Raw genomic sequence first — 26,919 nt, forward strand, 5'->3', positions numbered from 1 at the left:
CGGCACGGCACGGCACGGCACGGCACGGCACGGCACGGCACGGCACGGCACGGCACGGCACGGCACGGCACGGCACGGCACGGCACGTGCGATCGCAGCGCCGTCGCGATGCGGCGGGCGCTGCGGTGAGCGGAACAGCGTAACGGCAGGCGCCGACATGGCTGCCGGCGTACCGCCGTCGAAGGCGAGGCGATGCCCGGGTAACCCGGAGCCCCAGCGGCCGCCCGACTCCCGCATGACGCGCGATGCTGGCGCGAACCCGTTTCGCGCGATTCGCTTTGCAGCCCGGCAGCCGATACGTTTCGAGATGTATCGGCAGTTGCTTCCGGCGCGCGTCGGCGCGGAAAATTTCGGACCATGAGTACGCAGACGAAACGCCACAAGATCGCGCGGGCCGCGAAAGCCCACGCTCGTGCCGCCTTCATGGCTGCGGCCGGGCTCGTCGCGAGCGCGGCCGCGCATGCCCAGCCTGCGACGGCGCGGCAAGCGCCGCCGTCGCAGGCTTCGCAATACGCGCCCGTCGCGCCCGTGCAACTGCCGCCTGGTGCGTCGAGTGCGCCGGCCGCCGCTCCGGTGGCCGACACACCGTCCGGCGCGAGGGCTTCATCGTCACCGGCGCCCGCCGCCTCGTCGGACTGGCACGCCTATCTCGACGCGAACCGCCGCGTGCTGGCGGGGCAGGCCGACCTGGCGGCCGCGATGGGGCTGACGGGCGCGGCCGGTCAAGCCGCCAATGCGGCCGGCACGCTCGGCGACGACGACGTGGCCGCCTCGCATGTCTCGAACACCCTGCTCTCGCAGATCGGCGGCGCGCAGCAGTCGATCGCGCTCGCGCTGTCGCAGGCATTTGCGTCCACCGCGGGCGCGCCGCTCGATCGCGAGGCGTTCCGCACCGGCCTGACCTCGCTTGGCGAGGGCCTCCAGCGTTTCGAGGGCCTGCGGCGGGGCGGGCCGGCTCCCGCTTCGCTCGACGCCGCTTCGTCGAGCATCGCCGGGCATGCGCCTGACCAGATCGACGCCGCCGCCTCGACGCTCAGCGACGCCGTGCGCTATGCGTCGCTGCATGGGATCGACGTGCCGCCCGTGGCGACTTCCGCGCTGCGCCGCGTCACGCGCTGAACGGGCCGGCGGAGCTGTCCGGCATGCGTGAGGCCGTTCTCGCGACGCTAAACGATGGCGTGTAGCCGTCACGCTTGTCAAAAAACGCCGCCCGGGGCCGTGGCCGGTGCCGCCACCACATTCCTGACGTGATCGCGCCGTCCAGGTCGACCAGGCTGTCGGGGCCCGTACTCAGCACGAAGCAAGTCCATGCGTCGCGACACGAAACGATGGCGCATCCCCGCCGCGCTTGCGAAAAAATGCCGCCGCACGCGGCCCCCGATGCCGCCGTCGGATTCCTGCGCCGATCGCCGCGTGATGCTAAGGTAACGCCAGCCGCCGAACCGGCTTCCTCTTCCACAGGCACGCACCGCATGTACGACGATCTGGATCTTCCACACTACCTCGAACGTATCGGCTATCGCGGCACCCCCGAGCCGACGCTCGACGTGCTGCGGCAACTGCATCGTCTGCATCCGCAGGCGATCGCGTTCGAGAATCTCGATGCGCTGACGGGCTCGCCGGTGAAGCTCGATCTGCTGTCGATCGCCGCCAAGATGGTCGCACGGCGGCGCGGCGGCTACTGCTTCGAGCACAACCGGCTGTTCCATGCCGCGCTCGCGCAGATCGGCTTCCGCGTCACGCCGCTGCTCGCGCGCGTGCGCTGGCAGCAGGCGCCCGACGCCGTCACGCCGCAGACGCACAAGCTGTTGTGCGTCGAGATCGACGACGAGGTCTGGTACGTGGACGTCGGGTTCGGCACGGTCACCCAGACGGCGCCGCTCGCGGCCGCCCCCGGCCTCGCGCAGCATACGCCGCATGGCGAGTACCGGATCGTCGCCGCGCCGGCGCCGGCGGCCGGCGAATTCGACCTCGAATGCCGGACGGCGAAGGGCTGGCAGACCGTCTACCGGTTCGGCACGAAGCGCGCCGAGCGCGTCGATTACGAGGTGGCGAACTGGTACACCTCCACGCATCCCGATTCGAAGTTCGTCAACGACCTGATCGTGAGCCGCGTGCTGCCGGACGGCCGCGCCACGCTGCTCAACGACGAACTGACGTTGCGCGACGCGCACGGCGTCGCCACCCTCACCGAACGGCTCGCCGACGCGTCCGCGTGGGCCGCCTGCCTGACCGAGCGCTTCGATCTCGACCTCGAGGGCTTCGACATCGGTGGCCTGTTCGCGCGCGTGCAGGCGCGCAACGCGGCGCTCGACGCGCTGGCGCAGGCGCAATCGCCGCGCTGAGGGGGCGTCCGGGTGCGTCCGGGCGCATTCCGCTCATTTCGACCGGATCCGGAGGCATCGCATGCCGCAGCGCCGTTTCCGCATGCGCAGTCTTCCGGTCCACGCCCAAGCCTGAGCCCAATCCCCCGCGGCACCCGCTAGCGCGGTGCCGCCACTTCCTCATTCTCTCCGCGCCGCCTCCCGCATCAGCCATTCGCGGAACGTGACGAGCTTCGGCAGCGTCGCGCAATCGGCGCGATAGACCACGTAGTAAGCGAGCGCCGACGCATAGCGGATCTCGGGAAACAGCGGCGTCAGCCGGCCCGCGGCGGCGACGTCGGCGGCCATCACGCTGCGCGCGAGCGCGATGCCATGGCCGTCGATCGCGGCCTGCAGCACGGCCGCCGAGTTGTTCACCTGCATCCCGCGCCGCGCTTCCACCTCGCCGTGCTTCGCGAGCCACCCCGGCGAGGCGACCGGGAACACCTGTTCGTCCATCAGCTTCTCGGCGACGAGCCCGGCCCAGCTGCCGCGCCCGTAGCGCACGCCGACGTCGATGCCGTGTGCGATGAAATCGACCGGCGTCAGGTTGGTGTCGAGCCGTACGTCGGTCTCGGGGCACTGCGCGTGGAAGCGCTCGATGCGCGGCAGCAGCCACTTGGCGCCTCGCGCGAGGACATCGCCGAGACGCTCGGCGTGGCGATCGCGCTGAACGCGGGCGCCGCGCTGACCGACTCGGCGCGCGTGCTCGAAGCGCATGCGGCGTTGCCGGGCGTTTGAGCCCGCAAGCCCGCGAATCCAGGCCATCGGCGCCGCCGCCCGGGCTTCCCGCCCGGTCGGCGGCCCCACACGATCCGTTTCCGAATGCCCGCCATGTTAGTCAACGCCGATGTCTCGCGCCGCGCCGTCGTGCCGGCCGACCCATACCGCTGGATCGCTTCGCCGCAACCGGGCGTCGAGCGCGTGATGCTCGACCGGATCGGCGCCGAAGCGGCGCGCGCCACGAGCATCGTGCGTTACGCGCGTGCCTCGCGATTCCCTCGCCATGCGCAACCGGGCGGCGAGGAGATCCTCGTGCTGTCCGGCGTGTTCTCCGAGGGCGAGCGTCACTATCCGGCGGGCTGGTATCTGCGCAATCCGCCCGGCTCGTCGCACGCGCCGTCGAGCGAGCGCGGCGCGACGCTGTTCGTGAAGCTGCGCCAGATGGCAGACGGCGACGCCGGCACGGTGCGCATCGACACGCGCGATCCGGCCGCCTGGACGCAAGCGGACGGGCAGGTGGTCTGCCCGCTGTATGCGTCGGACCGCGAGCGCGTCGGGTTGCGACGGCTCGAAGCCGGCGCGCCGCTCGACGTCGAGGCGGCCGGGCGCACCGAATGGCTCGTGGTCGCGGGCGAACTGCGCGTCGAGGGGCTGGCCTGTCCGCGCGGCAGCTGGCTTCGGCTGCCCGACGGCGATCGTCCCGTCGGCACGGCCGGCGCGACCGTCTACGTGAAGACCGAGCGCGCCACGCCCATTGCCGGCTTGCCGGCAGCGGGGGCGCCGGCATGCTGACGCGCGCACGGATCGCGATCGTCGGCGCCGGCCCGTGGCACGACCGGCTGGTGGGGATCGCGAGCGAATGGTCGCCGAGCTATCCCGGCTACGTCGCCGGCGCGGTCGAGGCGGCCGGCCTTGGCGTGGCCGCGCCGGCCGGGATCGAGCGACGGCGGTAACCGCGTCAGGAGGAGGCCCGCTAGCCGCGTCGGCCCTTACACCTGCATCGACGACACGTCCTTCATGCAGCGCAGCGCGAACATCGAGCGGCTGTGGCGGATGCTCGAAATCCGGTAGAGCTTCTCGCGCAGGAAGCGTTCGTAACCGGCGGTGCCGTCGACGGCTACCTTGATCCAGTAGTCGTATTCGCCCGACACGAGGTAGGCCTCGAGCACCTCGGGCAGCGCGGCCAGTTCGGCGCCGAAGCGCGCGAGCGCGTCGTCCTCGTGGCGGTCGAGCGTGACCTCGAGGATCACGATGTCGGCGAAACCGAGCATGCGCTGGTTGACGAGCGCGACGTAGCCGTCGATGTAGCCGTCGGTTTCGAGCTGGCGCGTGCGGTTCCAGCAGGCGGTGGCCGACATGCCCACCTGTTCGGCCAGTTCGGCGTTCGACAGGCGTGCGTTGGTCTGCAGCGCACGCAGGATCTTGCGGTCCTGGCTGTCGAGTGGGCGGGGGGCGCGTTCGCGGCTAACCATGGTGGTCGGAATTTTGTTCAGGGAATAGTGATTTTATCTGAAGAAGCTTCCGGTTTTTGGCAAGATTTGCTGGAGAACAGAAAGCCTTTTCCGACTCGCGGCAGGTATATTTTCTCCATGCCTTGAAGCCCGGCACGAACGATGCGAGCAACCATTCGCATCGCGTCGTCACCGCGATCACGAGTCGCGGCGCCGGGCGAGACGGGCATCCCGGCCACCCGCCCCCGTCCGAACGAAGAGCCGGCGCCACCGCGCCGGTCCGTCGCTTTTCTCCTGTCCGTCCTGCCCCGTCATGTCGTTCCAGCTCTATCTGTCGTTCGTCGCCGCCGCGCTCGTGCTCGTCTATGCGCCCGGTCCCGTCAACCTGCTCGCGATGAGCCATGCGCTGCGCGCCGGCTGGCGCCGCGCGCTGCCCTGCGTCTGGGGCGGCACGCTGGCCGTGCTGCTGCAGCTGGCGTTCACGGCGCTGTGCCTCAATTCGCTGCTGCACGTCGATGCGCGTGCGCTCGGCGTGCTGCGCTGGGTCGGCGCCGCCTATCTGGTGTGGCTCGGCTATCGGCAGTGGCGCGGCGGCGCGCTGGTCGGGCCCGATGAAGCGAACGAATCGAATCGACCCACCGGTCCGAACGTCTCGAACGAAGCCGCCGCGGTCCCGGCGCTGCGCGACGAGCGTGCCGCGCAGCGCGGCCTGTTCTGGCGCGGCGTCGCCACCTCGGGCTTCAACCCGAAGACGCTGCTGTTCTTTCCGTCGTTTTTCCCGCAGTTCATCAGCAGCGACGCGCACTGGAGCGTCAACCAGCAATACCTGCTGCTGGCCGTGACGTTCGCGTTGCTGTTCGCGGGCGGGGTTGCGTCGATGGCGCTGTTCTCGCAGCGGCTGAGCCGGCTGTTGCGGCGGCCGACGCGCGTGCGCGCGCTGAACCGGCTGATGGGCGGCCTGCTCGCTGGCATGGGCGCGATGATGGCCGGCTGGGGTTGAGCGCCGTTGGTTGTGCGCTCCTGAAGAAAACGCGTCGTGAATCACGGCGCGTTTTTCATCGGGCGACGCAACGAACGCGGGTTGGCGTAGCCCAAGTGCCGCGCGGCCTGCCTCAGCCGGCGTCCTGATCCGACCACAGCCTGCCGGCCGTCGCCCAGTTCTCGCGCTTCACGTCGTGCAGGATGATGTCGACGGACGACGGCGGGCAGTCGAGCGTCTCGCAGGTCACGCGCGTGATCGCCTCGACGAAGCGGCGTTTCTGTTCCAGCGTGCGGCCTTCGAACAGGTCGATGTGAAAAGTGGGCATCTCGGGTCTCCCGGGTTGAGCGAAATCGGAAACGACAACAACAGCCAGCACAGTAACCGCAACCGCGGCGCTGCCGCGAGCTGGCCGATCGGCTAATCAGTCAATCGGCATACGACGGCTCGCCGGCGCGCGCATGGCGATCGAGCCGGCGCAGCAGCGCGGGCCATTCGAGTTCGCCTTCCAGCGCGCCGCCGTCGCGCAGCTGGCCGGCCGCGCGCGCGGCCACGGCCGGGGCGGGCAGCACCGGTTCGATGCCGCCCGCCAGCGCGGCCAGCTGGATCTCGCAGGCCTTCACGAGCGTGACCGTTCGCACATAGGCTTCCGCGACCGTGCGGCCCACCGTCAGCAGGCCGTGATTGCGCAGCAGCATGGCCGAGTTGCCGGCGAGTCGTTCGACCAGCCGCGTGCCCTCGGCCGGCGTGAACGCGAGCGCCTCGTAGTCGTGGCAGGCGAGATCGCCGTGAAAGCGCAGCGCGTGCTGCGAGGCGGGCAGCAGCCCGGCCGGCTGGATCGAGACGGCGATGGCGGCCGTCGCATGCAGGTGGATCACGCAGGCCGCGTCGGCGCGCGCGGCGTGGACGGCCGCGTGCAGCGCGAAGCCGGTCGCGTTGACGTCGTGCGGGCCGCAGCCGATCCGGTTGCCGGCCAGGTCGATCTTGACGAGGTTCGACGCGCACACTTCCTCGAACGCGAGTCCGAACGGATTGATCAGGAAGTGGCCCGGTTCGCCGGGCACGGCCACGGACAGATGCGTGTAGATCAGGTCGTCCAGGCCGTCGAGCGCGACCAGCCGATAGGCGGCCGCGAGATCGATGCGCGCGCGCTGCTCGGCGGGCGAGGGCGGGTGCGTGGCGGCGCGTGTTTCAGCGCGGTGGACGAACGACATGGGTGGCTCCATGGGCAGAGGGGAGACGCGCGCCGACCGCGTTATCGGCATTGCCGTTACCGCCCTCGCCATGCGACGGGGCGCGTGAGCGGCGCAGGGCCGAGACGAGGCAGGCGGCGAGCGCGAACGGCGCGCTGAGCGGCGGCAGGCCGGCACGCAGCGCGAGCAGATGCAGCGCTGCCGCGAGCGCGGCGGCGCCGAGCGCGGCACGCGCGCCGGCCGGGGCGAGCGCGATGGCCGCGAGCGCGCCGTTGTAGCCGAGCAGGCCGGCCGCGCAGGCGGCGGAGCCGGCGTGGGCGCCGCCCGCCATCAGCAGCGCCGAGGCGAGCAGCGCGCCGGCCACGGCGAGGCCGGCCGCGCGCGGCGAGGCCAGTGCGAGCCCGGCCAGCAGCACCGCGCCCGGCAGCAGGCCCGAGGCGAGCACCGCCTGCGCGAACGAGGCCAGCACGGCGCCGGCGAGGCAGGCGGGGGCGTCCAGCGGCGCGGCAGCGAGGCGTGCCGTGCCCGGCGCGAGGAACGGCAGCCAGAGCAGCGTGGCAAGCACGGCCGGCAGCGAATAGGCGGCGGCGCCGACGCGGCCGAGCACGCGAGAGACGGGGCGATAGAGCACGCCGGCCACGCTCGCCGCGATCAGCGCGATCGCGAAGGCGGTCGAGCGGTCGGGGATCAGCGCGACGGCCGCCAGCGCGGCCAGCGTGCCGCTGTAGCCATGCAGGCCGCGTTGCAGGTCGGCTTGGTTGGAGGTGGGAGCGGCCGTGTTTGCGATGGCGATTGGCGCGTGAGCCGGGAAGGGGGTTCCTCCGGCGAGCATGACGGGATGGACGCCTGCATCGGGCATGGCTTCGCGCGGTGCGGGTGCTGACCGCAGGGCGCGTTGCTCGCGCGGCGCACTCGTCAGCAGCGCGGCGAGCGTGGCCGCCGCCGTGCCGGCCAGCGCGGCACAGGCGAACGCCGGGTCCGCGAGTGCCAGCGCGGCCACCACGCAGGCGCCGGTACCCGCGTGCGCCTGCAGGACGACTTGCCCGACGCCGCGCAGCAGCGTGAGCAGTTCGGGCAGCGGCGCGAACGGGAGGAGACGGCGGCGGGCGAGCATCGTCGGCGCGGGCGGGCGTGAGCGGGGAAAGGTGCCGCGAGCATAAGGGATCGCCCGGCATGCCGGGATGGGCGGCGCCGGATACCGGTTATTTGCGGTTCGGCGCGCATGCGCGTGGCAGGCGCGGCGGCGGGTGGGGCGAATGCATGATGATGCGCGGCCGGGTGGTGGGCGGGAGGTGGACGAATCGTGCTCGCGTCATGGCTGGGTCAAGTGGCCGGCATCGAGAATGTGCAGCCGGCCGGGGTGACCTCGATGGCTCGCACGCATGCTCCACGCATCCGTTCAGTCGGGCAGCGGTGCTGGCCATGAACTCGCCGCATCCCAAGAACACACCGCCATCCCGCTACGACTCAATCCCGCTCGATCGCATCCGACACCACCCCGACCAGCAGATACGCATCGAGCGGCCCGAGCGTGTCGCGGAACAGGCGGTCGAGATCGGCGTCGCCGGTGGACGGCAGTGCGTCGTAAAGCTCGTCGACCATCGTATAGGCGTTGCGCAGGACCAGGCTGTCCGGCTCGAGCCGTTCCGCCTGTCCGAGCCAGGCCGCGAGCTGCCGCCCGCATTCGAGGATCCCGGCCGGCACGCTCGTGCCGACCTGCGGATACAGCGGGTCGCCGCCCAGCACTTTCCTCAGCAGCTTGTAGAAGATCGGGCTTTCACTGCGCGCGGTGGCGAACAGCTGCGGCGCGCTTGCCTTCAACTCGGCGTGGGCGAGACGCAGCCGCGCGCGCAGCAGCTGGCGCATCACGCCGCCGGACTGGCGCGACGGCACCATGCCGGTCGAATCGATGTAGAGCGTGGTGAACGCGTCGGCGCGGATCACCGAGTAGCCGGTCCATCCCGCCATCTGCCCGCTCGCGTCTTCGATGACGGTGAACTCCCGCAGCCGGGCGAAATAGCCCTGGTCCTTGCGGAAGCGCCAGTAGGGCGTCATGTCCGCGCCGAAGGCGCGCGTGGTGACGGGCACCAGCGCGCCGTAGATCGCGTCGCGGGTGGCCTCGGAAAAGCGCTCGCCGGGATCGCGGCAGCAGTGCGCCACCAGTTCGCCGGGCAGCGAGAGCGTTTCCGCGGTACGGATCGCCTCGCCGAAGATCTCGCTCACCAACGGATAGGCGAACGAGTCGATCGGACTTTCCACTGACATGTCTGCTCTCTCCGCGCAGGGTGTGGGTTCGTGTGTAGTCCGGATCGCACACGCGGGGGCGGCTCATCGACGGGCCGACGGCGGCCGATCGCGGTTTCGCATTCGGGGACGAAACGGACACGCGGAGCATACCGGCAAATGGCCGCGCTGGGGTTCGCCGTAGCGCGTCGGGTTCGGCTCGCGGAGCGAGGAAGGGCAGACGCTGGCCTTCGCGTTCGTAACGAAATGAACGGACGGACGTAGCAGGAGATGGCGCCACCGATCACGGCAAAAGCGACAGCCCCGCAACGCGCTTATCCGGCCACAGGGGCGGCGTGCGCTCAAGCACTCGCGCGCGGCGAAAGCGGCGGCCCACCCGGATCGTTCGCGGCCGTCGGCCGGTTCGCGAACGACGGCTCATACCGCGACGCGAAGCGGTCGATACGCTCCGCAATCAACGCCGCCTCGCGCAGCACGGTCCAGTGCGAGGCGTCGATCAGCTCGCGCTCATGTACGCCGAGCCAGCGTTCGAGGTTCTCGGTCAGCACGGGCGTGACGTAGCGGTCGCGCAGCGGCACCAGGATCTGCACCGGCGCCTGCGCGTAGCGTTCGCGCGGTTGTCGCGCGCGGGCGATGAAGTTCGCGCGATAGAGCCGGATGCCGTTGACGCCATTGCTCAGCTGCAGCGGATCGGGTTCGACGCGAATCCGCTCGGTGCGGCGCAGCCACCATGGCCACAGCGCGGCGCCGCCGAGCCGCCAGAACAGCGCCGGCAGCAGCGGCAGATGGAAGAACGCGATGTACCACGACTTCAGCGACTGCCTCAGGCTGAACGGCGCGCGGAACACGTGATCGAGGCACGGCCCCGAGATCGACGTATACGACAGGATGCGTCCGCGCATCGCCGGATCGGTCACGGCCTCCCAGCTCTGGATCGAGCCCCAGTCGTGGCCGACCAGATGGAACGGCCGCCGCCCGCAGGTCGCGCTCGCCACGGCGCCGAGGTCGCGTTCGAGCTGCGCGAGGCGATAGGCCGAAACCGGCTTCGGCGCATCCGACGCGCCGGCGCCGCGCACGTCGTAGGCGATCACGCGGTAGCGCTTCTCGAGCGTCTCGCGCACGCGGTCCCAGACTCGCGCGGAGTCGGGATAGCCATGCACGAGGATCACGGGCGGCGCCTCGCGCGGCCCGCTCAGGTAGACGGCCAGCCGCACGCCGTCCGAATCCACCGTGAGCGTCTCGTGGCCGGCCGTCGCGACATCCAGCGCGGCGTCCATCACGGATGCGCGACGTGGGCCGCATGCAGCGGCACGCGCCGCGGCGCGGCCTCGGCCGCGTAGCGCGCGTTGGTCTCGTCGATCCGGGCCAGCAGGCTGTCGAGTTCGCCGAGGTAGCGGCGGTTGTCGTAGTCCCACGGATGGAAGCCCGGGCGGAAGAAGCCGAACCATTCGCGCGCGATGCCGGGAAACACGCCGCCGCGCGGCGAGTACAGGTACTTGACGAGCGTCCACATGCCCGAGAAGCGGCCATGGCGGCGCCGGTGCGCGAGCATCAGGCGCACGTGGTAGTCGAACACGATGGTCCAGAAGATCGCGGTGGTCAGCAGCATCGTGCCGGTGCGCAGCAGGTAGCGGCCGAGGCCGGGGCGCGTCACGCGCAGCCACACGTCGTAGGACACCGACTTGTGTTCGGTCTCCTCCATCGCGTGCCACATCCACATCTGCGTGTAGCCGTCCACCGAGCCGTCGATGCGCATCTCGTGCCCTTCGAGCAGCAGGTTCGCGAGCATCGCCGTGTAGTGTTCGAGCGCGATCGTAATGGCGAGCTGCATCGCGGGCGGCAGCGTCTTGCGGAACAGCCCGAGGATCATCCACAGCCGCTTGTCGAGCTTGTGCGCGGGCAGGCCGGCGGCCTGCAGCAGGTCGTTGTACTCGATGTGCTCGCGCGTATGCATCGCCTCCTGGCCGATGAAGCCGGCCACCTGCTTCTTCAGTTCGGGATCGTGGATCTGGTCGCGGTAGTGGCGCACCGAGTCCATGAAGAAGCGCTCGCCGGCGGGGAACAGCAGCGACAGCGCGTTCATGAAGTGGGTGACGGGCACCCCCTTCACGTGCCAGTCGCACGCGCGGTCGGGGGGCATGGCGAAACGGATGTCGCGGCGGACGGGCATCATGACGGTTCTCCCTGATTGCCTGCGTTGTGGTACGTCGACTCGGTGGGGGCGAGTTCGCCGCGCGTGGCGCGGCGGCGTGCCTTGGCCCGTTCCCGTCTGGTGGCGAGCACGACCAGCGCCTGGTAGGCGGCCGGCAGCGTGCGCGCGAGCCAGTCGGCCCCGCGCGCGTCGCGCCCGATCAGCACGCGGCGCCGGTTCTTGCGCACGCCGTGCAGGATCACGCGCGCGGCTTCGTCCGCGGTGGTGATGAAGAACTTCTCGAAGTCGTCCTTGCCCTGCTGCTCGCTATCCACCATGAAGCCGAGCATGCTCTGCGAGATGCGGCTCGACTGCGCGATGTTGGTCTTGATGCCGCCGGGGTGGACGCAGGTGGCCGACACGCCGCACTTCATCATGTCGAGTTCCTGGCGCAGCGATTCGGTGAAGCCGCGCACCGCGTACTTGGTTGCGTTGTAGGCGCTCATGCCCGGCTGCGCGAAGATCCCGAAGATGCTCGAGGTGTTGATCACGTGGCCGTCGCCGGATGCCTTCAGATGCGGGAGGAACGCCTTGGTGCCGTGGACCACGCCCCAGAAGTTGATGTTCATGATCCATTCGAGGTCGGCGTACTCCATGCCCTCGATGGTGCTCGACAGCGCGACGCCGGCGTTGTTGAACACCAGGTTCACGCGGCCGAACTCGCGCGCGGTGTCGTCGGCCCAGCGATGCATGGCCGCGCGGTCGCCCACGTCGAGCACGCAGGTGGACACGCGCACCGCGGGTGCGAGCGCGCGCACGATCCGCTCGGTCTCGGCGAGGCCCATGCCGTTGCGGTCCGCGAGCGCGACGTGGCAGCCGTCCTGCGCGAGCTGCAGCGCGAGCGAGCGGCCCATGCCGGAACCGGCGCCGGTGATGGCTGCCACCTTGTCGTGAAACGATTTCATGAGGAATCCTCCTTGAATCAGACGGCCGGCGCGCGCTGGCCCGATGCGTCGGTGGCGGCGGCCGGCGTGGCCGCCTGCTCGGTAGCGGTCGTGGTGGCGGTGGCCGGCTGCGCATCGTGGCGCGCGGCCGCGTAGGCCTGGTAGTCGGCGATCGAGAAGTGCGCGGTGGCCTGCCGGAAGCGCCAGGTGAAGCCGGGCCACAGCGTGGTGTTCCTGCCGGTGCGCGGGTCGAGATACCAGCTCTTGCAGCCGCCGGTGGACCAGATCGCGCGCCCGAGCCGCTGCTGCAGCCGCCGGTTGTAGTCGGCCTCGACGAGCGGGCGCACCTCGAGCGCCTCGGCCCGCTCGTGCTCCATCGCGTCGAGCGCGCCGAGGATGTACTCGATCTGCGACTCGATCATGAACACCATCGAGTTGTGGCCGAGCCCGGTGTTCGGGCCGACGATCATGAAGAAGTTCGGGTAGCCGGGCAGCGTGGTGCCGAGATAGGCGTGCGCGCCGTCGCGCCACGTATCGACGATGTCGACGCCGCCGCGCCCGCGGATCACGCCGCGCGGGAACGGGTCGGCCACCTGGAAGCCGGTGCCGTAGATCAGGCAGTCCACGGCGTGGCGGCGGCCGTCCGCGGTGACCACGGCGTCGGGTTCGATGCGCGCGATGGCGTCGGTCACCACCTCGACGTTCTCGCGCGTGAGCGCCGGGTAATAGTCGTTCGAGATCAGCACGCGCTTGCAGCCGAGCGTGTAGTTCGGCGTAACCGTGGCGCGCAGCGCCGGATCGGCGATCTGCTTGCGGATGTGGCGCTCGGCGAGCTTCTGCACGTTCTTCATCAGCGCCGGATGGATCGCGAAGCCGAGCACGCGCGATTCGAGCATCCAGTAGCGGCTGGTGCGCGCGAGCTTCTGCGTGAATGGCAGCGCGCGGAACAGCCACTGCTCGAAGCGGCTCAGCTGGCGGTCGGGCTTCGGCATGATCCACGGCGGAGTGCGCTGGAACAGCGCCAGCCGCGCGACGCGCGGCGCGATCTGCGGCACGAACTGGATCGCGCTCGCGCCGGTGCCGATCACGGCCACGCGCTTGCCGGCCAGATCGTAGGCGTGGTCCCAGTGCTGCGAGTGGAACGCGTGGCCCGCGAACGACTCGATGCCGTCGATCCGCGGCAGCGCGGCCCGCGACAGCCCGCCCATGCCCGATACCAGCACGCGCGCCGAAACGCGCCGGCCGTTGGCGAAGCGCAGCTGCCAGCGGTGGGCGAGTTCGTCGTATTCGGCGCTGGCGAGTTCGTGGCCGAAGCGCAGGTAGCGGGCGATGCCGAAGCGCTCGACGCAGTGTTCCAGATAGGCGCGGATTTCCGGCTGCGGCGCGAACATGCGCGTCCAGCGCGGGTTCGGCGCGAACGAGAACGAATAGACGTGGGACTGCACATCGCAGGCGCAGCCGGGATAGTGGTTGTCGCGCCAGGTGCCGCCCACCGTGGCGGCCTTCTCGAACACGGCGAAATTCGCGCGGCCGGCCTGTTGCAGCCGGATCGCCATGCCGAGGCCGGCGAAGCCGGTGCCGATGATCGCGACGTCGACGGCTTCGGGTTGCCCGTCGGAAGCGGGCGGGGTGCGCGCAGTCATGCGATGTCTCCGTTCCGGTTCATTTTTAAATGTGACATTGAGTGATGTAACGATAGTCGGTGACGGGAGAAATCGCAACCGGATAGACGATCGCCTCTAACCGGTCCGGGAGCCTGCATCGGAACATGAAATCGGGCGAAAACGCCCGCCAGGAAAGGTTTTCGAAATAAAGGGAAGGATTGCTGGGGGCGGCTCGGTGAAAACACGGAGCCCGGCGGCTCACGCTGCCGGGCGGGAGGCGACGCACCCCGACGCGCCGATCCGTGCCGGCAGATTCGCACCAAACGGGTCCCCGGCGCCGCCCCGCGATTGATCGCGACGCGCGAATAATCGCGGCTGGTCTTGAATCGCGATGGCGTGCGGCTCTATTCTGTTCCGTTGGTCGTTCGAAAGCAGAAATAGGGGGAAGTCATGGACCGTTTACAGGCGATGCAGGTTTTTACGCGCGTAGTCGATGCCAACAGCTTCACGCGGGCCGCGGAGACGCTGTCGATGCCGCGCGCGTCGGTCACGACCATCATCCAGAACCTCGAGGCCCTGCTCGGCGTGCGGCTGCTGCACCGCACCACGCGCCGGCTGTCGCTGACGCCCGAGGGCGCGGGGTATTACGAGCATTGCATCCGGATCATGTCCGAGATCTCGGAGGCCGACGCGAGCTTTCAGGTCGGCAATCGCAAGCCGCACGGCACGCTGCGCGTCCACATGCCGTCGCTGCTCGGGCGGCGCGTGGTGCTGCCGGCGCTGCCGCTGTTCCATCAGCGCTATCCGGACATCGAGCTGCATTTCGGGCTCTCGGACCGGCCCGTCGATCTGGTGCGCGACGGCTTCGACTGCGAGATCCGGGTCGGACCGCTCGAGGATTTGTCGATGGTGGCGCGGCGCGTGGGCGTGATGAACCGCATCAGCTGCGCCTCGCCCGACTACCTGGCGCGTTTCGGCCAGCCGGAATCGATCGAGGTGCTGGAGCAGCACCGTGCCGTGAATTTCGCCTATGCGAGCGGCGGCCGGCCGATGCCGTGGACTTTCCTGATCGACGGCAAGCTGCACGAGGTGCGGATGAACTCGGTGGTGACCGTCAATGATTCGGATGCCTACGTGACCTGCGCGCTGGAAGGCTTCGGGCTGATCCAGCCGACGCTGTTCTCGGTGATTCCGCACCTGCTCGACGGCTCGCTCGTCGAGGTGCTGCCGGGCGTCTATCCGAAGCCGAAGCCGATCTCGATCGTCTATCCGCACAACCGCCATCTGTCGATGACGGTGCGCGTGTTCGCGGACTGGGTGGCCGAGCTGTTCGCGTCGGTGCCGGCGCTCGAGAGCGTGCCGGGCAGGGCCGTGCCGGTGCCGGGCGCGGCGGCGCGCAAGGAGCACGGCGCGGTGGCGGCCTGACGCCATCGCCGGAGCCGGCGCGGCGGCGGGCGCTGCCGCTGCCGTCACCGTGCCGCGGCCGCGGTCCGCTTCCGGTGTCATCGCACTGCACTACAATCTGGCGCGCCGGCCCGTTCCCTGGCTGGCGCGATCCATACAACGACATCACCACCTGCGAGGCTCCGACCATGCGTCTCATTCTTGCCATCATCCTGCCGTGGCTCCAGTTCTTCACGATCGGCCGCCCGTTCGCGGGCATCATCTGCCTGCTGCTGCAGGTCACGCTGATCGGCTGGATTCCGGCCGCGATCTGGTCCGTCTACGCGCTGAGCCAGTACAAGACCGACCAGAAGATCTCGCGCGCGATGGGCGGGCGCGGCTGACGGCAGCCGCTGAAGGCAGGCCGGCCGCGCATCGGGATGGCCGGTCCTCGCCGTGGATGGACCACGGCTTGGGGCGTTCGTGCCGGTGCCCCGATCGGGCGAGGAACGAAACCGAGCACGCGGCGTGGCGTGGCCTCCGGTCTTCCGGTCCAGGCGCGCCGCTTACGATTTCGGCAGCGGCACGGCCTGCCGCGCGAGCAGGCGCCAGCCGTCGGCGTGATGCTTCCAGACCTGCAGCACGCCGATGTGCGAGGTCGTGACCTTGCCGTCCGGCTGGTTGTTCTCCGAGTCGAACGTGTGGCGCACGATGGCGTTGTCACCGACCACGCGGATCGTCTGGTCGGACTGCGTGACCGACTTGAACGCGTGCGTGCCGACCAGATCCTTCAGGAATTCCGCGCGATCCTCGACATGGGCCGACGAATGGCCGTAGCTGAGCTGCGGCTCGGTCAGCTTCTTCAGCGTGGCCTCGTCGCCGGCCACCATCGCCACGCGCAGCTGTTCGACGGCCTTCGCGACGGCCGCCTCGCCGCCCGACGGCGTGGCCGCGGCAGCGGCAAGACTGGCTGCGGCCAGCGTGGCGCCGAGCGTGGCGCGCAGCGCGAAACTTCCGCGTTTCTGAAACAGCATGGATCGTCTCCTGGGTTGGGTTGAGGCTTCGGGTACGAGCGCGCGACCGGTCGTTCACCGCACGTCCGACATGATTTCGGAACGTTATTCCATTTTTATTCGGTGTCGAATCGCGGTTAACCCTGCCGACAGCCGCGGAATGTGCCGAGGCGGAACGGCCTCGTTGTCGCGAAAAATACGAATGCAGAACGACATTCCGGCTTTGTCGGGCGCGTGACATGGATACCGGCGAGGCACCGGCGACACGGCTTCCCGCCTCGCCGTCAGGGCTGACCCGCAACGGGTTAGCCCCTAACGCGCGATAAAGGAATGGAATCGCTCCCCCGCAAAATTTGATTGGATTTTCATCGCGCGGCGCTTGTATGTTGTCGGAACCGGTACCGTGCGGGCGAGGCGGCCCGCGCCGGGCGTCCGCGTTGTGCCCCGAGCGTCGCGATGCCGGTTGCTTTCCAGGTTCGAGAAAATCCGCCCGGCCTACCGGGCGGCCATAAGCTGAACGAGACTGCCAGGAGACACCCGATGAAGCCTTCCACCCCCGCCGCGCTGCCGGCCGATGCCGCGCCCGAGCTCGCGAGCGATGCAGCCTCGCCACGGATCCGGCGCATCCAGCGCACGGCGCTCACGCTGCTGCTGATGAGCGGCGTGGTCAACTACCTCGATCGCGCCACGCTGTCGATCGCCACGCCGCTGATCCGCCACGACCTCGGTTTCTCGGTGCCGCAGATGGGGCTGTTGCTGTCGGCGTTCCTGTGGGCCTACGCGTTCGCGCAGCTGCCGGCCGGCATGATGATCGACCGGCTCGGCGCGCGCCTGACGCTGGCCACGAGCCTCGGGCTCTGGTCGATCGCGCAGACCTTCGGCGGCATCGTCAACGGCTTCTCGACGTTCTTCGCCGCGCGCATGGTGCTCGGCGTCGGCGAGGCGCCGCAGTTCCCCACCAGCGCGCGGATCGTGCGCGACTGGTTCGCCAAACACGAGCGCGGCACGGCCACCGGCATCTGGAACAGTTCGTCGACGCTCGGCACGGCGATTTCCGCGCCGCTCTTGACGGTGCTGATGCTGAACGTGGGCTGGCGCTGGATGTTCGTGGTGATGGGCGCGGCCGGGCTGGTGCTGGCGGTGGCGTTCTACCTGCTGCACCGCGACCCGCGCCACGTCACGCTGACCCACCGCGAGCGCGCCTATCTCGACGACGCCGACGGCCTCGCCAACACGCGCCCGACCTGGGCCGACTGGCGCCACCTGCTGCGCTATCGCACCACCTGGGGCATGCTGCTCGGCTTCTTCGGCACGATCTACGTGCTCTGGCTCTACAACGCGTGGCTGCCCACCTATCTGCAGATGGAGCACCACCTGACGATCGCGCGCACCGGCTGGGTAGCCGCCGTGCCCTACGTGTTCGGCGTGATCGGCAGCCTGTCGGGCGGGCGGATCTGCGACGTGCTCGCGCGCAACGGCGTCTCGACCATCAACAGCCGCAAGTATCCGATGGTCGCTTCGCTGCTCGGCATCGCGGTGTTCACGACGCTGACCGCGCTGACCGACAACACCACGCTCGCGGTGGTGTTCATCTCGGTGTCGATGCTGCTGATGTACATCTCGTCGAGCGCGGCCTGGGCGATGGCCTCGGTGGCCGCGCCTGCCAACTCGACGGCCTCGATCGGCGCGATGCAGAACTTCGGCGGCTATTTCGGCGGCGCGCTGGCGCCGGTCGTGACGGGCTTCATCGTGGCCGCTTCGCACTCGTTCAAGCCGGCGCTCTACGTCGGCGCCGTGGTGGTGGTGGTCGCGATGATCGGCTACTGGGTGCTGGTGGGCGAGCCGGTGCCGCCGCGCGAGGCGCAGGCGTCGAACTGAGGTGCCGGGCCCCGCGCGGCGCATGCGATGACGCGCGGGGGCCGGTGGTGTCGCTGGTGGCGAGGCCTTGCGCGCCGCGTGGCGATGCTCAGAACAGGTGATCGATACCGACCGTGAAGGCGGTCTGGCTGCTGACGCCGTTCGGATTCAGCGTGCTGACCACGGAATGCCGGTACGAGGTGTAGTCGCCTTCCGCGTACAGCGTGGTGCGCTTGGACAGCAGGTAGGCGAGCGAGATCACCGACAGGCCGCGCCGGCTCGCCTTGTCGTTCGTGACGGTGGTCTGGTAGTAGCTGCCGCGGAACACCATGGTGGGCGAGATGCGCCACGACAGGCCGCCGAACGCGTTGTTGGTGACCTGGTGCGGCGCGGTCGGGTTCTCGAGGTCTTCGGCCATGAAGCCGCCCGACAGGCGCACCGGCCCGATCTTGTAGCCGGCGCCCACCATGTAGTAGCTGTCGCCCACGTAGGCCGTGCCGCTCGCCACGCTGCGATGGCCGAACACGCCGCCCACCGTCGCCGGCCCGGCCGCGTAGCTCAGACCGACCGCGTGTCCGGAGCCGCTCGCGAAGTTGCCCGCCACGCCGCCGAACGAGCTGTCGACTTCGAACAGCAGCGAGCCGAAGGTGTTCTTGTACTTCACGTCGTTGTTGTTGCGCGTGCCGTCGGAGGCCGTGGTGAGCGGGATGATCGGCGTGAAGTGGAAGCCGAACGGGTCGTAGCGGCTGATGATGTCGTGCGCGATCGTGTACTGGCGGCCGAGATCGAGCGAGCCGTATTTCTCGTGACCGATGCCGACGAACGACTGCCGGTTGAATTCGGTGCCGGTAGTGTTGTCGAACTGGCCGTTGCCGAGATTGAAGCCGCTTTCCAGCAGGAAGTGCGCGTTCCAGCCGTCGCCGAGTTCTTCCTTGCCGCGGAAATCGAGCTTGTTGGAACTGTAATAGCCGTTCGAATTCTGCGTCACGATCGTGCCGCCACCCTTGGCCGCGTTGGTCTGATAGCGGATGCCGCCGTCCACCGTGCCGTACAGCTGCACGCTCGATTGCGCGTGTGCCGGCAATGCCACCGCCAGCAGCGCCGTCGTCGACAAACCACAACCGATCGTTCTCCAAACCACCTGCTTCATCTCCAGTCTCCTTGGTATTGGTCTTTCCGCGAGTGCCATGCGAAAGATGGCTGCACATCGCATCTGATTCGTACGACTAATTATTTTCACGATGTCCGCGTTGCGTTTCATCGTTGCGGCGCGGTGCTGCGCCGTACCGCGTGCTGCCGTACCACCTGCCGCCGGAATCCGGCGGCGGCCGGCGGCGCGCCGTATCGCGCCGCCGGTACTACCGTCATTCGCGGGCCAGTGCCTTACCCCCGCTCAATGACCTGCCTGCCCGCCGCCGCCGTGCTCGAGATGCGCGAGCGGCGGTGTGTCGGCGATGAAACCGGTCTTCAGTTCCTGCTGGAGCCGGGTGCGATCGAGCGCCTTCTCCCAGTTCGCCACCACGATCGTGGCCACGCTGTTGCCGACGATGTTGGTGAACACGAAGCCGCTCGACAGGGCCTTGTGGATGCCGAGGATCAGCGCGATCGAGGCCACCGGGATCGTGTTCGACGCCGTGAGGGTGGCGGCCAGCACCGCGATCGCCGCGCCCGATACCCCGGCCGCGCCCTTCGAGGTCAGCAGCAGCACCGCCAGCAGCACCAGCTGCTCGTGCCAGCTCATCGGCGTGTTGGTGGCCTGCGCGAGGAACACCGCGGCGGCCGCGAAGTACAGGCAGGTGCCGTCGTGGTTGAACGTGTAGGCGGTCGGCAGCACCAGGCCCACCACCGACTTCTCGCAGCCGAGCCGTTCGAGCTTGTCGATCAGCTGCGGGAACACCGTCTCCGACGAACTCGTGCCGATCACCAGCAGCAGCTCGGCGCCGATGTAGCGCATCAGGCGCAGCAGGCTGAAGCCGTTGGCCTTCGCGATCGGCCAGAGGATCAGCAGCAGGAACAGCGCGCAGGTCAGGTAGAACTCCAGCACCAGCTTGCCGAGCGCGAGCAGGGTGCCGAAGCCGAACTTGCTGACGGTGAAGGCGATCGCGCCGAACGCGGCCAGCGGCGCGACCTTCATGGTCAGGCCGATGATCCAGAACAGCGAGCCCGAGGCCGCGTCAATCAGATCGAGCGCCGGCTTCGCGCGCTCGCCGATCGCGGCCAGGCCGAACGCGAACAGCACCGAGAAGAACAGCACCTGCAGCACGTCGCCGCCGGCGAACGCGCTGATCGCGGTGTGCGGGATCACGTTGAGCAGGAACTCGCTGACGGTGACCACGTGATGCGCCTTGGCGACGTAGCCGTCGACGACGGCCGAGTGGACGCTCGACATGTCGACGTTCATGCCCACGCCGGGCTTGAGCACGTTGATCACGACCAGGCCGAGCACCAGCGCGAGCGAGGTGACCACCTCGAAGTAGAACAGCGCCTTGATCGCCACGCGCCCGACCTTCTTGAAGTCGTTCACGCCCGCGATGCCGCTGCAGACCGTGCAGAAGATGATCGGGCCGATCAGCATCTGGATCACGCGGATGAACGCGTCGCCCACCGGCTGCAGGTCGATGCCGAACTTCGGGAACACGTAGCCCGTGAGCACGCCCAGCGCCATGCCGGCAAGCACCTGGAACGACAGGTCGCGATAGAACGGCCGGCGCGTTCGGGGTTTCGGGGTGGCGGTCTTGCCGGGCAAACTCATGATGTCTCCTTGAGGGGCGACGGCGAACTCGGGTTCGCTCGATACCGGTGAAACGTTGAAGCGGGCGGGGCGGCCTCAGCCGGCCGCGGAGCCGAACAGCGCGGCGCTGTCGGCAAAGATCTCGTCCACGCCGAGCTTGCGCGGCAGCAGTTGCTGCGCCTCACAGAATGCCAGCGTTTCCTCGAGCGGCCGGCGCAGTGCGTCGTAGCCGGCCAGCAGCTTGTCGGGCTTGCCGGCCTGCTCGGCGGCCACCGCCGCCTTGCCGCGGCAGAGCAGGTCGTAGACGGCGCGCACCGCTTGCGGATGCGCGTCGACCACGGCCTGGGTGGCCACCACGACATGGTTGATCGGCACGTAGCGGTGCTGTTCGTACCAGAGGCGGTCGGCGGCCGCGGCGTCGGGGATCAGCGGCGCGAACTCGGGATCGTCGGGCAGGTCGTTGCCGAACACGGCCGCGTCGAGCTCGCCGCTGCGCAGCATCGCCAGCATCTGTTCGCCGGGCGCGGCGCGGCGCACGAACGCCGGATCACTGTATTCCTCGACGTGGGCGCCCTCGAAGGTGACCCAGTCGATCTGTTCGAGCGGCACGCCGTAGGTCTGCGCGAGGATCGCGCGCACCCACATGCCGGTGGTCTGCGTGTAGGCGCGCACGCCGATCCGCTTGCCGGCGAGGTTGCCGACGTCGAGCTTGCCGCGCCGCGCATTATAAATAATGCAGCCCTGCTGGAAGCGCGCGGCCACCACGAACGGCAGCAGCACGAGCGGCTTGCCGTAGGCCTTCGCCTGCAGGTAGGTGGCGATCGCCATCTCGCTGACGTCGTAGAGCTGGCGGCGCGCCATCGGCGCGAACGCGCGGTGGATCGGCTCGACTTCGTCGAACGCGAGCCGCACGGCCGGGTCGGTCAGTTCGCCGTGCTTCAGCGCCCTGGTGTGCGGATAGCTCTTCAGCGCGATGGTCAGGCGCGGGGCTTGGGTGTCGATGCTCATCGTCGGGTTCCGGATTGGCTGCGGTCGTGCCGGGGCGGCGGGCTCAGGCGCCGAGCGCCGGGTAGATGGCGCGCGCCGTGTCGCCGAAGATCGCCGTCTGCGCCGCCTCGGGCAGCATCGCGAGGCTTTCGCGCGCCTCGGCCAGCAGTTGCGGCAGCGCGCCTTCGGCGGCCGGGAAGTTCGAACCCCAGGCGATGCGGTGCGCGCCGAACGCGTCGAGCACGAGCGGGAAGAACTCGCCCGGCGTGGAGGCGCCGCGCGATGCCTCGGCGATGGTGCGGTTGGTCAGCTTCAGGTACACGCCGTTGTGCGCGGCCAGGCTGAACAGCGGCGCGGCCGCTTCGTAGGGGGCGCCGGCCGCGAGGTCGGGACGCGCCAGATGGTCGAGCAGCACGCGGATGCGCGGGAAGCGCGCCAGCATGTTCAGCAGCGCCGGGATGCCCTGCGCCGTCATCTGCAGGCAGATCGACACGCCGTGCTGCTGCGCGTAATCCCACACCGGGAACGAGCGCTCGTCGTCGAGCCAGCCGGCCTGGCCCGGCATCGTGCTGCCCGTCGTGAACAGGCGCAGGCCCGAGAGGCCGGCGTCGAGCCAGCGCTGCAGCTGCGTGACGGCGTCGTCGGCGAGCACGTCGATCGAGAACACGCCGGCGAAGCGGTCCGGGTGCGCGCGCACCGCGTCGACCACATAACTATTGTCGTTGCCGTAGACCGTCGACGCCTGCACGACCACCGCGCGATCGATGCCGGCCTCGTCCATCGAGGCGAGCAGCCCTTCGTAGCTGACCGGGCGCTTGGCCGACCATTCGGACTGGTGGCCGCCCACTGGCGCGAGCGGATAACGTTGTTTATCCGGGGAAATTGCGTGGGTGTGGGTGTCGATGACGGCGGACATGTCCGGGGCTCCTGATGAAATCGTAATGTTCGAATGGCTGTAACTTTAAGCGTGATGTCATCGGAACCTGCAATATGAAGTGTGCCGTAACTCATAAATTGTGGTTAAGCTAGGGGTTTTCACATAGGCGTTTTCGAGAGCATGGTGGATGCGGATGACGATGGATTGCCGGGTGACGATCTGGCGCGATTACGGCGGCTGTTCCTGTTCGACGCCGTTTGCGAGGCGGGCGGGATCGGCCAAGCGGCCGCGCGCGCGGGGCGCACGCAGCCGGCCGTGAGCCTCGCCATCGCCAAGCTGGAGGCGAGTTTCGGCGGGCGGCTGTTCGAGCGCGGCTTCGGCGGCAGCGAGCTGACCGGCGACGGCGCGATCCTGCAGCGCCGCGTGCGGCGCATGCTCGACCAGATGGAGCGCGCGGTGGCCGAACTGGTCGGCGCGCCGGCGGCGGCAAACGCGGCGAGCCTGACGCGCCATCTGACCGACGCGCAGGTGCGCTGCCATATCGCGATCGCGCAGGCCGGCTCGGCGGCCGAGGCGGCCGGGCGGCTCGGCATCTCGCAGCCGGCCGTGCATCGCGCGGCGCGCCAGCTGGAGGCCACCGTCGGCGTCGCGCTGTACCGGCGGCGCGTCCACAGCGTGTCGGCGAGCCCGGCCGGCGTCGAGTTCGCGCGCTGCCTCGCGCTCGCGCTGCACGAGATCGCGCAGGCGCGCGAGGAGCTGGCCTCGGCGCGCGGGCAGCTCACCGGCAAGGTCGCGATCGGGGTGCTGCCGATGCTCTCGCCGCGCTTCGTGGCGCGCGCGATCCAGCGGCTGCGCGAGCGCTATCCGGCCGCGCGCGTGACGGTGGACGAGGGGGCCTACGAGCGGCTCGTGCGCGAGCTGCGGGTGGGCGCGCTCGACCTGATCATCGGCGCGCTGCGCGAGCCGCGCGCCACGGCCGACGTGCGGGAGACCCAGCTGTTCGCCGATCCCTACGTGATCGCCGTGCGCAAGGGCCACCGGCTGGCGCTGCAGCGGACCATCGCCGCGCGCGACCTGGCCGCGTTCGACTGGGTCGTGCCGCAGCGCAACGTGCCGCGCCGCACCGTGATCGACGCGCTGATCGCGCGGCTGCCCGACAAGCCGCCGCTGGTGGTGGAGACGAGTTCGCTGCCGATGATGATGGCGATGCTGGTGGAGAGCGACTGCATCACCGTGCTGCCGCGTTCGCAGATCGACGAGCTCTATCCCGGCAGCGCGATGGCCGCGCTCGAACTCAAGGCGCCCGAGGCGAGCCGCGTGGTGGGATACACGCTGCGGCCCGACTGGCTCGGCACGCCGGTGCAGCAGGCGTTCGTCGAATTCCTGTGCGCCGAGTGCGCGGGGCAGCCGCGGGCGCGTGGCGACGGCCTGGACCAGGACGCCGGCCGCGGGTAGTCGGGCGCATGGCGCGCCCGCGCGGCGGCGATGCGGGTCGAGATGCCCGGCTTCCCGCCGGGCGCGTTCGCGTTACCCGCCGAGCGCGGCCGGCGGCGTCAGGCCGTAACGCTGCGCGCAGGCCGCGAGCGCCGGCGCGATCGCCGGATGCAGCCGCACGCCGTCGCGCAATTGCTCGCGCTTGCGCGCGAGCCCGCGGTCGCCGGGCATCCGCACCTCGCTGAAGCCGTCGCGCGGCGGGTTGTTGCGGCAGGCCTCGGCGAGCCAGTCCATCTGCCGGCGGAACCCGGCCTCGCCGCCGAACGCCGACGGATCGTGCAGCGTCAGGTACACCGTCGCGCCCCAGCCGTCCGGCGGATCGGCGCGGCCATGGCCGCCCAGGCCGCCCGTGAGCGCCTCGATCATCAGCGCCAGCCCGAAGCCCTTGTGCCCGAACGGCAGGCCGCCGAGCGGCAGGATCGTGCCGGGCGGCTCGGTCGAGAGCACGGCCGGGTCGCGGCTCGGCTTGCCGTCGGCGTCGATCAGGCAGGCTTCCTCGAACTGCTGCCCGGCCTTGTGCAGGCGCGAACTCATGCCGTTCGTCACCAGCGACGCGGAGATGTCGATCAGGAACGGCGTACCCGAGGTCGGGATGCCGGCCGCGATCGGGTTCGGCGTGAACACGGCGCGCGTGCCGCCGAACGGCGCGACGCTCTTCGCGGCCGGGTCCGAGCTGCCGAGCACGATCAGGAAGCCCTCGGCGGTGGCGCGCTCCAGGTAGCTCGCGAGACAGGCGATGTGATGGCTGCGGCGGATCACGAGCGTGGCGCTGCCGTACTGCCGCGCGCGCACGGCGAGCGTGTCGATGCCGCTTCGCACCAGCGACGGGCCGGGCAGCCGGCGGCCGTCCCACAGCAGGCTCGCGCCGCGGTCGGACAGCACCTCGGGCTCGCCGCTGCGCGCCATGGTGCCGCGTTCGAGTTCGCCGACGTAGGGCGCGAGCAGTGCGAGGCCGTGCGTGTCGTGGCCCATCAGGTCGCCGTCGACGAGCGTCTCGGCGACGGCGCCTGCATGCCGGGCGTCGAGGCCGGCTGCGCCGAGCAGCGCGCGGGCGAAGTCTTGCAACTCGGTGGCGGAGTAACGGGCGTCGTTGGTCATGGGATCGTCGGGATGGGGTCGTGAGGACGGGATGCGAAGTCAGGTTGCAGGGACGGCTCGCAAGCGGCCCGACGCGGCACGGGAAGCACCGGCGGGACGCGCCGGCCGGGCGCCTCGCGGCAATTCCAGCCGGGCGCGCGGCGCGCCGTTCGTCACAGCGTCGCGCCGATGTGCCAGGGCACGAATTCGTTCTGCCCGTAGCCGTGCAGCTCGCTCTGGGTGGGCTTGCCCGAGGCGGTGGCGAGCATGCGCTCGAAGATCTGCTGGCCGAGTTCTTCGATGCTCGTCTCGCCGTCGAGGAGGGTGCCGCAGTTGATGTCGATGTCCTCGGCCTGGCGCCGCCACAGCGCGGTGTTGGTGCCGAGCTTCAGCGACGGCGCCGGCGCGCAGCCGTAGGCCGAGCCGCGTCCGGTGGTGAAGCAGAGCAGGTTCGCGCCGCCCGCCACCTGGCCCGTGGCCGACACCGGATCGTAGCCGGGCGTGTCCATGAACACGAGGCCCGCCGCGCGCACCGGCTCGGCGTAGAGATAGACGTCGACCAGGTTGGTGGTGCCGGCCTTGGCAACGGCGCCGAGCGATTTCTCGAGGATCGTGGTGAGGCCGCCGGCCTTGTTGCCGGCCGAGGGGTTGTTGTTGAGGTCGGCGTTCATGCGCCGGCAATGGTCTTCCCACCAGCGGATGCGCGCGAGCAGCTTCTCGCCGATCTCGGCCGACACGGCGCGGCGCGTGAGCAGGTGCTCGGCGCCGTAGATCTCGGGCGTCTCCGACAGGATCGCGGTGCCGCCGTGCGCGACGAGGCGGTCGACGGCCGCGCCGAGCGCCGGGTTCGCGGTGATCCCGGAGTAGCCGTCCGAGCCGCCGCATTGCAGGCCGACGGTGAGGTGCCGCGCGTCCACCGGCTCGCGCCGCGCCGCGTTGGCGGCCGGCAGCATGGCCTTGACGGCGGCCACCCCGGCCGCGACGGTGGCGGCGGTGCCGCCGGTGGCCTGGATCGTCATGGTCTCGAGCGTCGCGCCGCGCTCGATCGACTGGTCGCGCATCAGCGCGTCGATCTGGTTGGTCTCGCAGCCGAGCCCGACGATCAGCACCGCCGCGAAGTTCGCATGTCGCGCGTAGCCGCCGAGCGTGCGGCGCAGCAGCGTGATCGCCTCGCCGTCGGTGGAGGTCGCGCAGCCCAGGCCGTGGGTCAGCGCCACCACGCCGTCGACGTTCGGATAGTCGGCCAGCGCCTCGGGATACACGTCGCGGCGAAAGCGCTCGGCGATCGCGCGCGCGGCGGTGGCCGAGCAGTTCACCGAGGTCAGGATGCCGATGTAGTTGCGCGTCGCGACGCGGCCGTCGGCGCGCACGATGCCCTCGAACGTGGCGCGTCCGGTGCCGCGCGCGGTCGGCTTCGCGTCGACGCCGATCGCGCTGTCGCGCTCGAAGCTGCCCATCGACAGGTTGTGGGTGTGGACGTGCTCGCCGGGCTCGATCGCGCGCGAGGCGAAGCCGATGATCTGCCCGTAGCGCCGCACCGGCGCGCCGGCCGCCACCGCGCGCCGGGCGATCTTGTGGCCGGCCGGCACCAGCCCGCGCACCGCCAGCCCGCCCTCGATGGTTGCGCCCGCAACCAGCTGCTGGCGCGCGATCAGCACGTCGTCGTCGGGGTGCAGCGTGAGCACGCCGGGCAGGGTGGGGGAAACGGAGGCGCCGGAGGCCGGGGGAGCGGTGTCGGGCTTCATGGGGAGGTCTCGTTCGGATCGTGGGAGGTGGGGGATGGGCCCCGCATCGCTGCACTGTATGGTTGCCATCGATAAACGTCCAATCGAAGAATTGCTAGACTCGATTCCATCCGGTTATCGCCG

General features: G+C 69.9%; 27 protein-coding genes and 2 pseudogenes. 11 read left to right on the plus strand and 18 right to left on the minus strand.

Annotated features, from left to right (window positions below):
• The 3 genes from BpN12_RS04885 to BpN12_RS04895 form a co-directional block, all read left to right on the plus strand.
• On the plus strand, positions 1-361 hold a 361-nt coding region (locus tag BpN12_RS04885; RefSeq protein ID WP_425306288.1), incomplete at its 5' end, for a hypothetical protein.
• On the plus strand, positions 358-1,119 hold the full coding sequence (locus BpN12_RS04890; protein WP_246794170.1) for a hypothetical protein: 762 nt from the start codon (positions 358-360) through the stop codon (positions 1,117-1,119). The genes BpN12_RS04885 and BpN12_RS04890, both read left to right, overlap by 4 nt.
• A gap of 353 nt (positions 1,120-1,472) precedes the next feature.
• Complete coding sequence (locus BpN12_RS04895) at positions 1,473-2,345, plus strand: arylamine N-acetyltransferase family protein (RefSeq protein ID WP_246794171.1); 873 nt, start codon at positions 1,473-1,475, stop codon at positions 2,343-2,345.
• 159 nt (positions 2,346-2,504) lie between these two features.
• Here BpN12_RS04895 and BpN12_RS04900 read toward each other — a convergent pair.
• Positions 2,505-2,996: pseudogene (locus BpN12_RS04900) on the minus strand (LysR substrate-binding domain-containing protein); the annotation flags it as partial.
• On the opposite strand from BpN12_RS04900, the pseudogene BpN12_RS04905 reads away from it, so the two are divergent.
• The 3 genes and pseudogenes from BpN12_RS04905 to BpN12_RS04915 form a co-directional block, all read left to right on the plus strand.
• Positions 2,985-3,104, plus strand: a pseudogene (locus tag BpN12_RS04905) (carboxymuconolactone decarboxylase family protein); the annotation flags it as partial. The pseudogenes BpN12_RS04900 and BpN12_RS04905 sit on opposite strands and share 12 nt — an antisense overlap.
• Positions 3,105-3,197: 93 nt before the next feature.
• Positions 3,198-3,878 carry a cupin domain-containing protein gene (locus tag BpN12_RS04910; protein ID WP_246794172.1) on the plus strand — a complete coding sequence of 227 codons (681 nt, stop codon included), beginning with the start codon at positions 3,198-3,200 and terminating at the stop codon, positions 3,876-3,878.
• Positions 3,872-4,039, plus strand: a complete 168-nt coding sequence (locus BpN12_RS04915) for a hypothetical protein (protein WP_246794748.1) — start codon at positions 3,872-3,874, stop codon at positions 4,037-4,039. The genes BpN12_RS04910 and BpN12_RS04915 overlap by 7 nt, the downstream gene beginning before the upstream one ends.
• Before the next feature lie 36 nt (positions 4,040-4,075).
• Here the strand turns inward: BpN12_RS04915 and BpN12_RS04920 are convergent, their stop codons facing one another.
• Together BpN12_RS04920 and BpN12_RS04925 are read right to left on the minus strand one after the other, a co-directional pair.
• On the minus strand, positions 4,076-4,558 hold the full coding sequence (locus BpN12_RS04920; protein ID WP_246794173.1) for an Lrp/AsnC family transcriptional regulator: 483 nt from the start codon (positions 4,556-4,558) through the stop codon (positions 4,076-4,078).
• 17 nt (positions 4,559-4,575) lie between these two features.
• Positions 4,576-4,713, minus strand: coding sequence for a hypothetical protein (locus tag BpN12_RS04925; RefSeq protein WP_246794174.1), 138 nt, complete (start codon positions 4,711-4,713; stop codon positions 4,576-4,578).
• Between the two features lie 137 nt (positions 4,714-4,850).
• On the opposite strand from BpN12_RS04925, the gene BpN12_RS04930 reads away from it, so the two are divergent.
• Positions 4,851-5,537 carry a LysE family translocator gene (locus BpN12_RS04930; protein ID WP_246794175.1) on the plus strand — a complete coding sequence of 229 codons (687 nt, stop codon included), beginning with the start codon at positions 4,851-4,853 and terminating at the stop codon, positions 5,535-5,537.
• 112 nt (positions 5,538-5,649) lie between these two features.
• On the opposite strand, the gene BpN12_RS04935 is transcribed toward BpN12_RS04930, so the two are convergent.
• From BpN12_RS04935 to BpN12_RS04970, 8 genes are all read right to left on the minus strand, one after another.
• Positions 5,650-5,844: a 4-oxalocrotonate tautomerase gene (locus BpN12_RS04935; RefSeq protein ID WP_246794176.1), complete on the minus strand. Its 195-nt coding sequence runs from the start codon at positions 5,842-5,844 to the stop codon at positions 5,650-5,652.
• 100 nt (positions 5,845-5,944) lie between these two features.
• Positions 5,945-6,730 carry a class II aldolase/adducin family protein gene (locus BpN12_RS04940; RefSeq protein WP_246794177.1) on the minus strand — a complete coding sequence of 262 codons (786 nt, stop codon included), beginning with the start codon at positions 6,728-6,730 and terminating at the stop codon, positions 5,945-5,947.
• Positions 6,708-7,823: an urea transporter gene (locus BpN12_RS04945; protein ID WP_246794178.1), complete on the minus strand. Its 1,116-nt coding sequence runs from the start codon at positions 7,821-7,823 to the stop codon at positions 6,708-6,710. The genes BpN12_RS04940 and BpN12_RS04945 overlap by 23 nt, the downstream gene beginning before the upstream one ends.
• Before the next feature lie 353 nt (positions 7,824-8,176).
• Entirely contained in the window at positions 8,177-8,974 is a 798-nt protein-coding gene (locus BpN12_RS04950; protein ID WP_246794179.1) for a hypothetical protein, read from the minus strand.
• A gap of 320 nt (positions 8,975-9,294) precedes the next feature.
• Positions 9,295-10,230 carry an alpha/beta fold hydrolase gene (locus BpN12_RS04955; RefSeq protein WP_246794180.1) on the minus strand — a complete coding sequence of 312 codons (936 nt, stop codon included), beginning with the start codon at positions 10,228-10,230 and terminating at the stop codon, positions 9,295-9,297.
• Complete coding sequence (locus BpN12_RS04960; RefSeq protein WP_246794181.1) at positions 10,230-11,126, minus strand: metal-dependent hydrolase; 897 nt, start codon at positions 11,124-11,126, stop codon at positions 10,230-10,232. The genes BpN12_RS04955 and BpN12_RS04960 overlap by 1 nt, the downstream gene beginning before the upstream one ends.
• Positions 11,123-12,049: an SDR family NAD(P)-dependent oxidoreductase gene (locus BpN12_RS04965; protein WP_246794182.1), complete on the minus strand. Its 927-nt coding sequence runs from the start codon at positions 12,047-12,049 to the stop codon at positions 11,123-11,125. Before BpN12_RS04965 ends, BpN12_RS04960 begins: the two co-directional genes overlap by 4 nt.
• Before the next feature lie 17 nt (positions 12,050-12,066).
• Entirely contained in the window at positions 12,067-13,671 is a 1,605-nt protein-coding gene (locus tag BpN12_RS04970; protein ID WP_246794183.1) for a flavin-containing monooxygenase, read from the minus strand.
• Between the two features lie 411 nt (positions 13,672-14,082).
• On the opposite strand from BpN12_RS04970, the gene BpN12_RS04975 reads away from it, so the two are divergent.
• Positions 14,083-15,057, plus strand: a complete 975-nt coding sequence (locus tag BpN12_RS04975; protein WP_246794184.1) for a LysR family transcriptional regulator — start codon at positions 14,083-14,085, stop codon at positions 15,055-15,057.
• A 167-nt stretch (positions 15,058-15,224) separates the two neighbouring features.
• On the plus strand, positions 15,225-15,419 hold the full coding sequence (locus BpN12_RS04980) for a YqaE/Pmp3 family membrane protein (RefSeq protein WP_246794185.1): 195 nt from the start codon (positions 15,225-15,227) through the stop codon (positions 15,417-15,419).
• A gap of 162 nt (positions 15,420-15,581) precedes the next feature.
• Here BpN12_RS04980 and BpN12_RS04985 read toward each other — a convergent pair whose 3' ends face one another.
• The gene (locus tag BpN12_RS04985) at positions 15,582-16,049 is read right to left on the minus strand and encodes a nuclear transport factor 2 family protein (RefSeq protein WP_246794186.1); all 468 of its coding nucleotides are present in this window, start codon (positions 16,047-16,049) and stop codon (positions 15,582-15,584) included.
• A gap of 519 nt (positions 16,050-16,568) precedes the next feature.
• On the opposite strand from BpN12_RS04985, the gene BpN12_RS04990 reads away from it, so the two are divergent.
• Entirely contained in the window at positions 16,569-17,906 is a 1,338-nt protein-coding gene (locus tag BpN12_RS04990) for an MFS transporter (protein ID WP_246794187.1), read from the plus strand.
• 88 nt (positions 17,907-17,994) lie between these two features.
• Here the strand turns inward: BpN12_RS04990 and BpN12_RS04995 are convergent, their stop codons facing one another.
• From BpN12_RS04995 to BpN12_RS05010, 4 genes are all read right to left on the minus strand, one after another.
• Positions 17,995-19,035 (minus strand): porin, encoded by a 1,041-nt coding sequence (locus tag BpN12_RS04995; RefSeq protein WP_246794188.1) that lies wholly within the window; start codon positions 19,033-19,035, stop codon positions 17,995-17,997.
• A 243-nt stretch (positions 19,036-19,278) separates the two neighbouring features.
• A complete protein-coding gene (gene dctA / locus BpN12_RS05000) occupies positions 19,279-20,637 on the minus strand; it encodes a C4-dicarboxylate transporter DctA (RefSeq protein ID WP_246794189.1) in 1,359 nt (452 codons plus the stop codon).
• Positions 20,638-20,712: 75 nt separating this feature from the next.
• Positions 20,713-21,624: a substrate-binding domain-containing protein gene (locus tag BpN12_RS05005; protein WP_246794190.1), complete on the minus strand. Its 912-nt coding sequence runs from the start codon at positions 21,622-21,624 to the stop codon at positions 20,713-20,715.
• Positions 21,625-21,667: 43 nt separating this feature from the next.
• Positions 21,668-22,519 (minus strand): amidohydrolase family protein, encoded by an 852-nt coding sequence (locus BpN12_RS05010; protein ID WP_246794191.1) that lies wholly within the window; start codon positions 22,517-22,519, stop codon positions 21,668-21,670.
• Between the two features lie 141 nt (positions 22,520-22,660).
• Here BpN12_RS05010 and BpN12_RS05015 point away from each other — a divergent pair, with 141 nt between their 5' ends.
• Positions 22,661-23,935, plus strand: a complete 1,275-nt coding sequence (locus tag BpN12_RS05015; RefSeq protein WP_246794192.1) for a LysR family transcriptional regulator — start codon at positions 22,661-22,663, stop codon at positions 23,933-23,935.
• 72 nt (positions 23,936-24,007) lie between these two features.
• Here the strand turns inward: BpN12_RS05015 and BpN12_RS05020 are convergent, their stop codons facing one another.
• Positions 24,008-25,072 (minus strand): Ldh family oxidoreductase, encoded by a 1,065-nt coding sequence (locus tag BpN12_RS05020; protein ID WP_246794193.1) that lies wholly within the window; start codon positions 25,070-25,072, stop codon positions 24,008-24,010.
• A 152-nt stretch (positions 25,073-25,224) separates the two neighbouring features.
• Positions 25,225-26,796, minus strand: a complete 1,572-nt coding sequence (locus tag BpN12_RS05025) for a UxaA family hydrolase (RefSeq protein WP_246794194.1) — start codon at positions 26,794-26,796, stop codon at positions 25,225-25,227.
• Positions 26,797-26,919 lie beyond the last annotated feature (123 nt).

Source organism: Burkholderia perseverans (assembly GCF_022870505.1).
GTDB lineage: Bacteria > Pseudomonadota > Gammaproteobacteria > Burkholderiales > Burkholderiaceae > Burkholderia > Burkholderia plantarii.

Excerpts from the sequence above, each read along its gene's own strand:
- BpN12_RS04980 (WP_246794185.1), top strand. The coding sequence starts at position 15,225 with ATGCGTCTCATTCTTGCCATCATCCTGCCGTGGCTCCAGTTCTTCACG.
- BpN12_RS04995 (WP_246794188.1), bottom strand. The coding sequence starts at position 19,035 with ATGAAGCAGGTGGTTTGGAGAACGATCGGTTGTGGTTTGTCGACGACG.
- BpN12_RS04965 (WP_246794182.1), bottom strand. The coding sequence starts at position 12,049 with ATGAAATCGTTTCACGACAAGGTGGCAGCCATCACCGGCGCCGGTTCC.
- BpN12_RS04915 (WP_246794748.1), top strand. The coding sequence starts at position 3,872 with ATGCTGACGCGCGCACGGATCGCGATCGTCGGCGCCGGCCCGTGGCAC.
- BpN12_RS04985 (WP_246794186.1), bottom strand. The coding sequence starts at position 16,049 with ATGCTGTTTCAGAAACGCGGAAGTTTCGCGCTGCGCGCCACGCTCGGC.
- BpN12_RS05010 (WP_246794191.1), bottom strand. The coding sequence starts at position 22,519 with ATGTCCGCCGTCATCGACACCCACACCCACGCAATTTCCCCGGATAAA.
- BpN12_RS04925 (WP_246794174.1), bottom strand. The coding sequence starts at position 4,713 with ATGGTTGCTCGCATCGTTCGTGCCGGGCTTCAAGGCATGGAGAAAATA.
- BpN12_RS04990 (WP_246794187.1), top strand. The coding sequence starts at position 16,569 with ATGAAGCCTTCCACCCCCGCCGCGCTGCCGGCCGATGCCGCGCCCGAG.
- BpN12_RS04950 (WP_246794179.1), bottom strand. The coding sequence starts at position 8,974 with ATGTCAGTGGAAAGTCCGATCGACTCGTTCGCCTATCCGTTGGTGAGC.
- BpN12_RS04930 (WP_246794175.1), top strand. The coding sequence starts at position 4,851 with ATGTCGTTCCAGCTCTATCTGTCGTTCGTCGCCGCCGCGCTCGTGCTC.
- BpN12_RS05020 (WP_246794193.1), bottom strand. The coding sequence starts at position 25,072 with ATGACCAACGACGCCCGTTACTCCGCCACCGAGTTGCAAGACTTCGCC.
- BpN12_RS04960 (WP_246794181.1), bottom strand. The coding sequence starts at position 11,126 with ATGATGCCCGTCCGCCGCGACATCCGTTTCGCCATGCCCCCCGACCGC.
- BpN12_RS05005 (WP_246794190.1), bottom strand. The coding sequence starts at position 21,624 with ATGAGCATCGACACCCAAGCCCCGCGCCTGACCATCGCGCTGAAGAGC.
- BpN12_RS04970 (WP_246794183.1), bottom strand. The coding sequence starts at position 13,671 with ATGACTGCGCGCACCCCGCCCGCTTCCGACGGGCAACCCGAAGCCGTC.
- BpN12_RS04975 (WP_246794184.1), top strand. The coding sequence starts at position 14,083 with ATGGACCGTTTACAGGCGATGCAGGTTTTTACGCGCGTAGTCGATGCC.
- BpN12_RS04920 (WP_246794173.1), bottom strand. The coding sequence starts at position 4,558 with ATGGTTAGCCGCGAACGCGCCCCCCGCCCACTCGACAGCCAGGACCGC.
- BpN12_RS04940 (WP_246794177.1), bottom strand. The coding sequence starts at position 6,730 with ATGTCGTTCGTCCACCGCGCTGAAACACGCGCCGCCACGCACCCGCCC.
- BpN12_RS04910 (WP_246794172.1), top strand. The coding sequence starts at position 3,198 with ATGTTAGTCAACGCCGATGTCTCGCGCCGCGCCGTCGTGCCGGCCGAC.
- BpN12_RS04935 (WP_246794176.1), bottom strand. The coding sequence starts at position 5,844 with ATGCCCACTTTTCACATCGACCTGTTCGAAGGCCGCACGCTGGAACAG.
- BpN12_RS05025 (WP_246794194.1), bottom strand. The coding sequence starts at position 26,796 with ATGAAGCCCGACACCGCTCCCCCGGCCTCCGGCGCCTCCGTTTCCCCC.
- BpN12_RS04955 (WP_246794180.1), bottom strand. The coding sequence starts at position 10,230 with ATGGACGCCGCGCTGGATGTCGCGACGGCCGGCCACGAGACGCTCACG.
- BpN12_RS04890 (WP_246794170.1), top strand. The coding sequence starts at position 358 with ATGAGTACGCAGACGAAACGCCACAAGATCGCGCGGGCCGCGAAAGCC.
- BpN12_RS04945 (WP_246794178.1), bottom strand. The coding sequence starts at position 7,823 with ATGCTCGCCCGCCGCCGTCTCCTCCCGTTCGCGCCGCTGCCCGAACTG.
- BpN12_RS05015 (WP_246794192.1), top strand. The coding sequence starts at position 22,661 with ATGGTGGATGCGGATGACGATGGATTGCCGGGTGACGATCTGGCGCGA.
- dctA (WP_246794189.1), bottom strand. The coding sequence starts at position 20,637 with ATGAGTTTGCCCGGCAAGACCGCCACCCCGAAACCCCGAACGCGCCGG.
- BpN12_RS04895 (WP_246794171.1), top strand. The coding sequence starts at position 1,473 with ATGTACGACGATCTGGATCTTCCACACTACCTCGAACGTATCGGCTAT.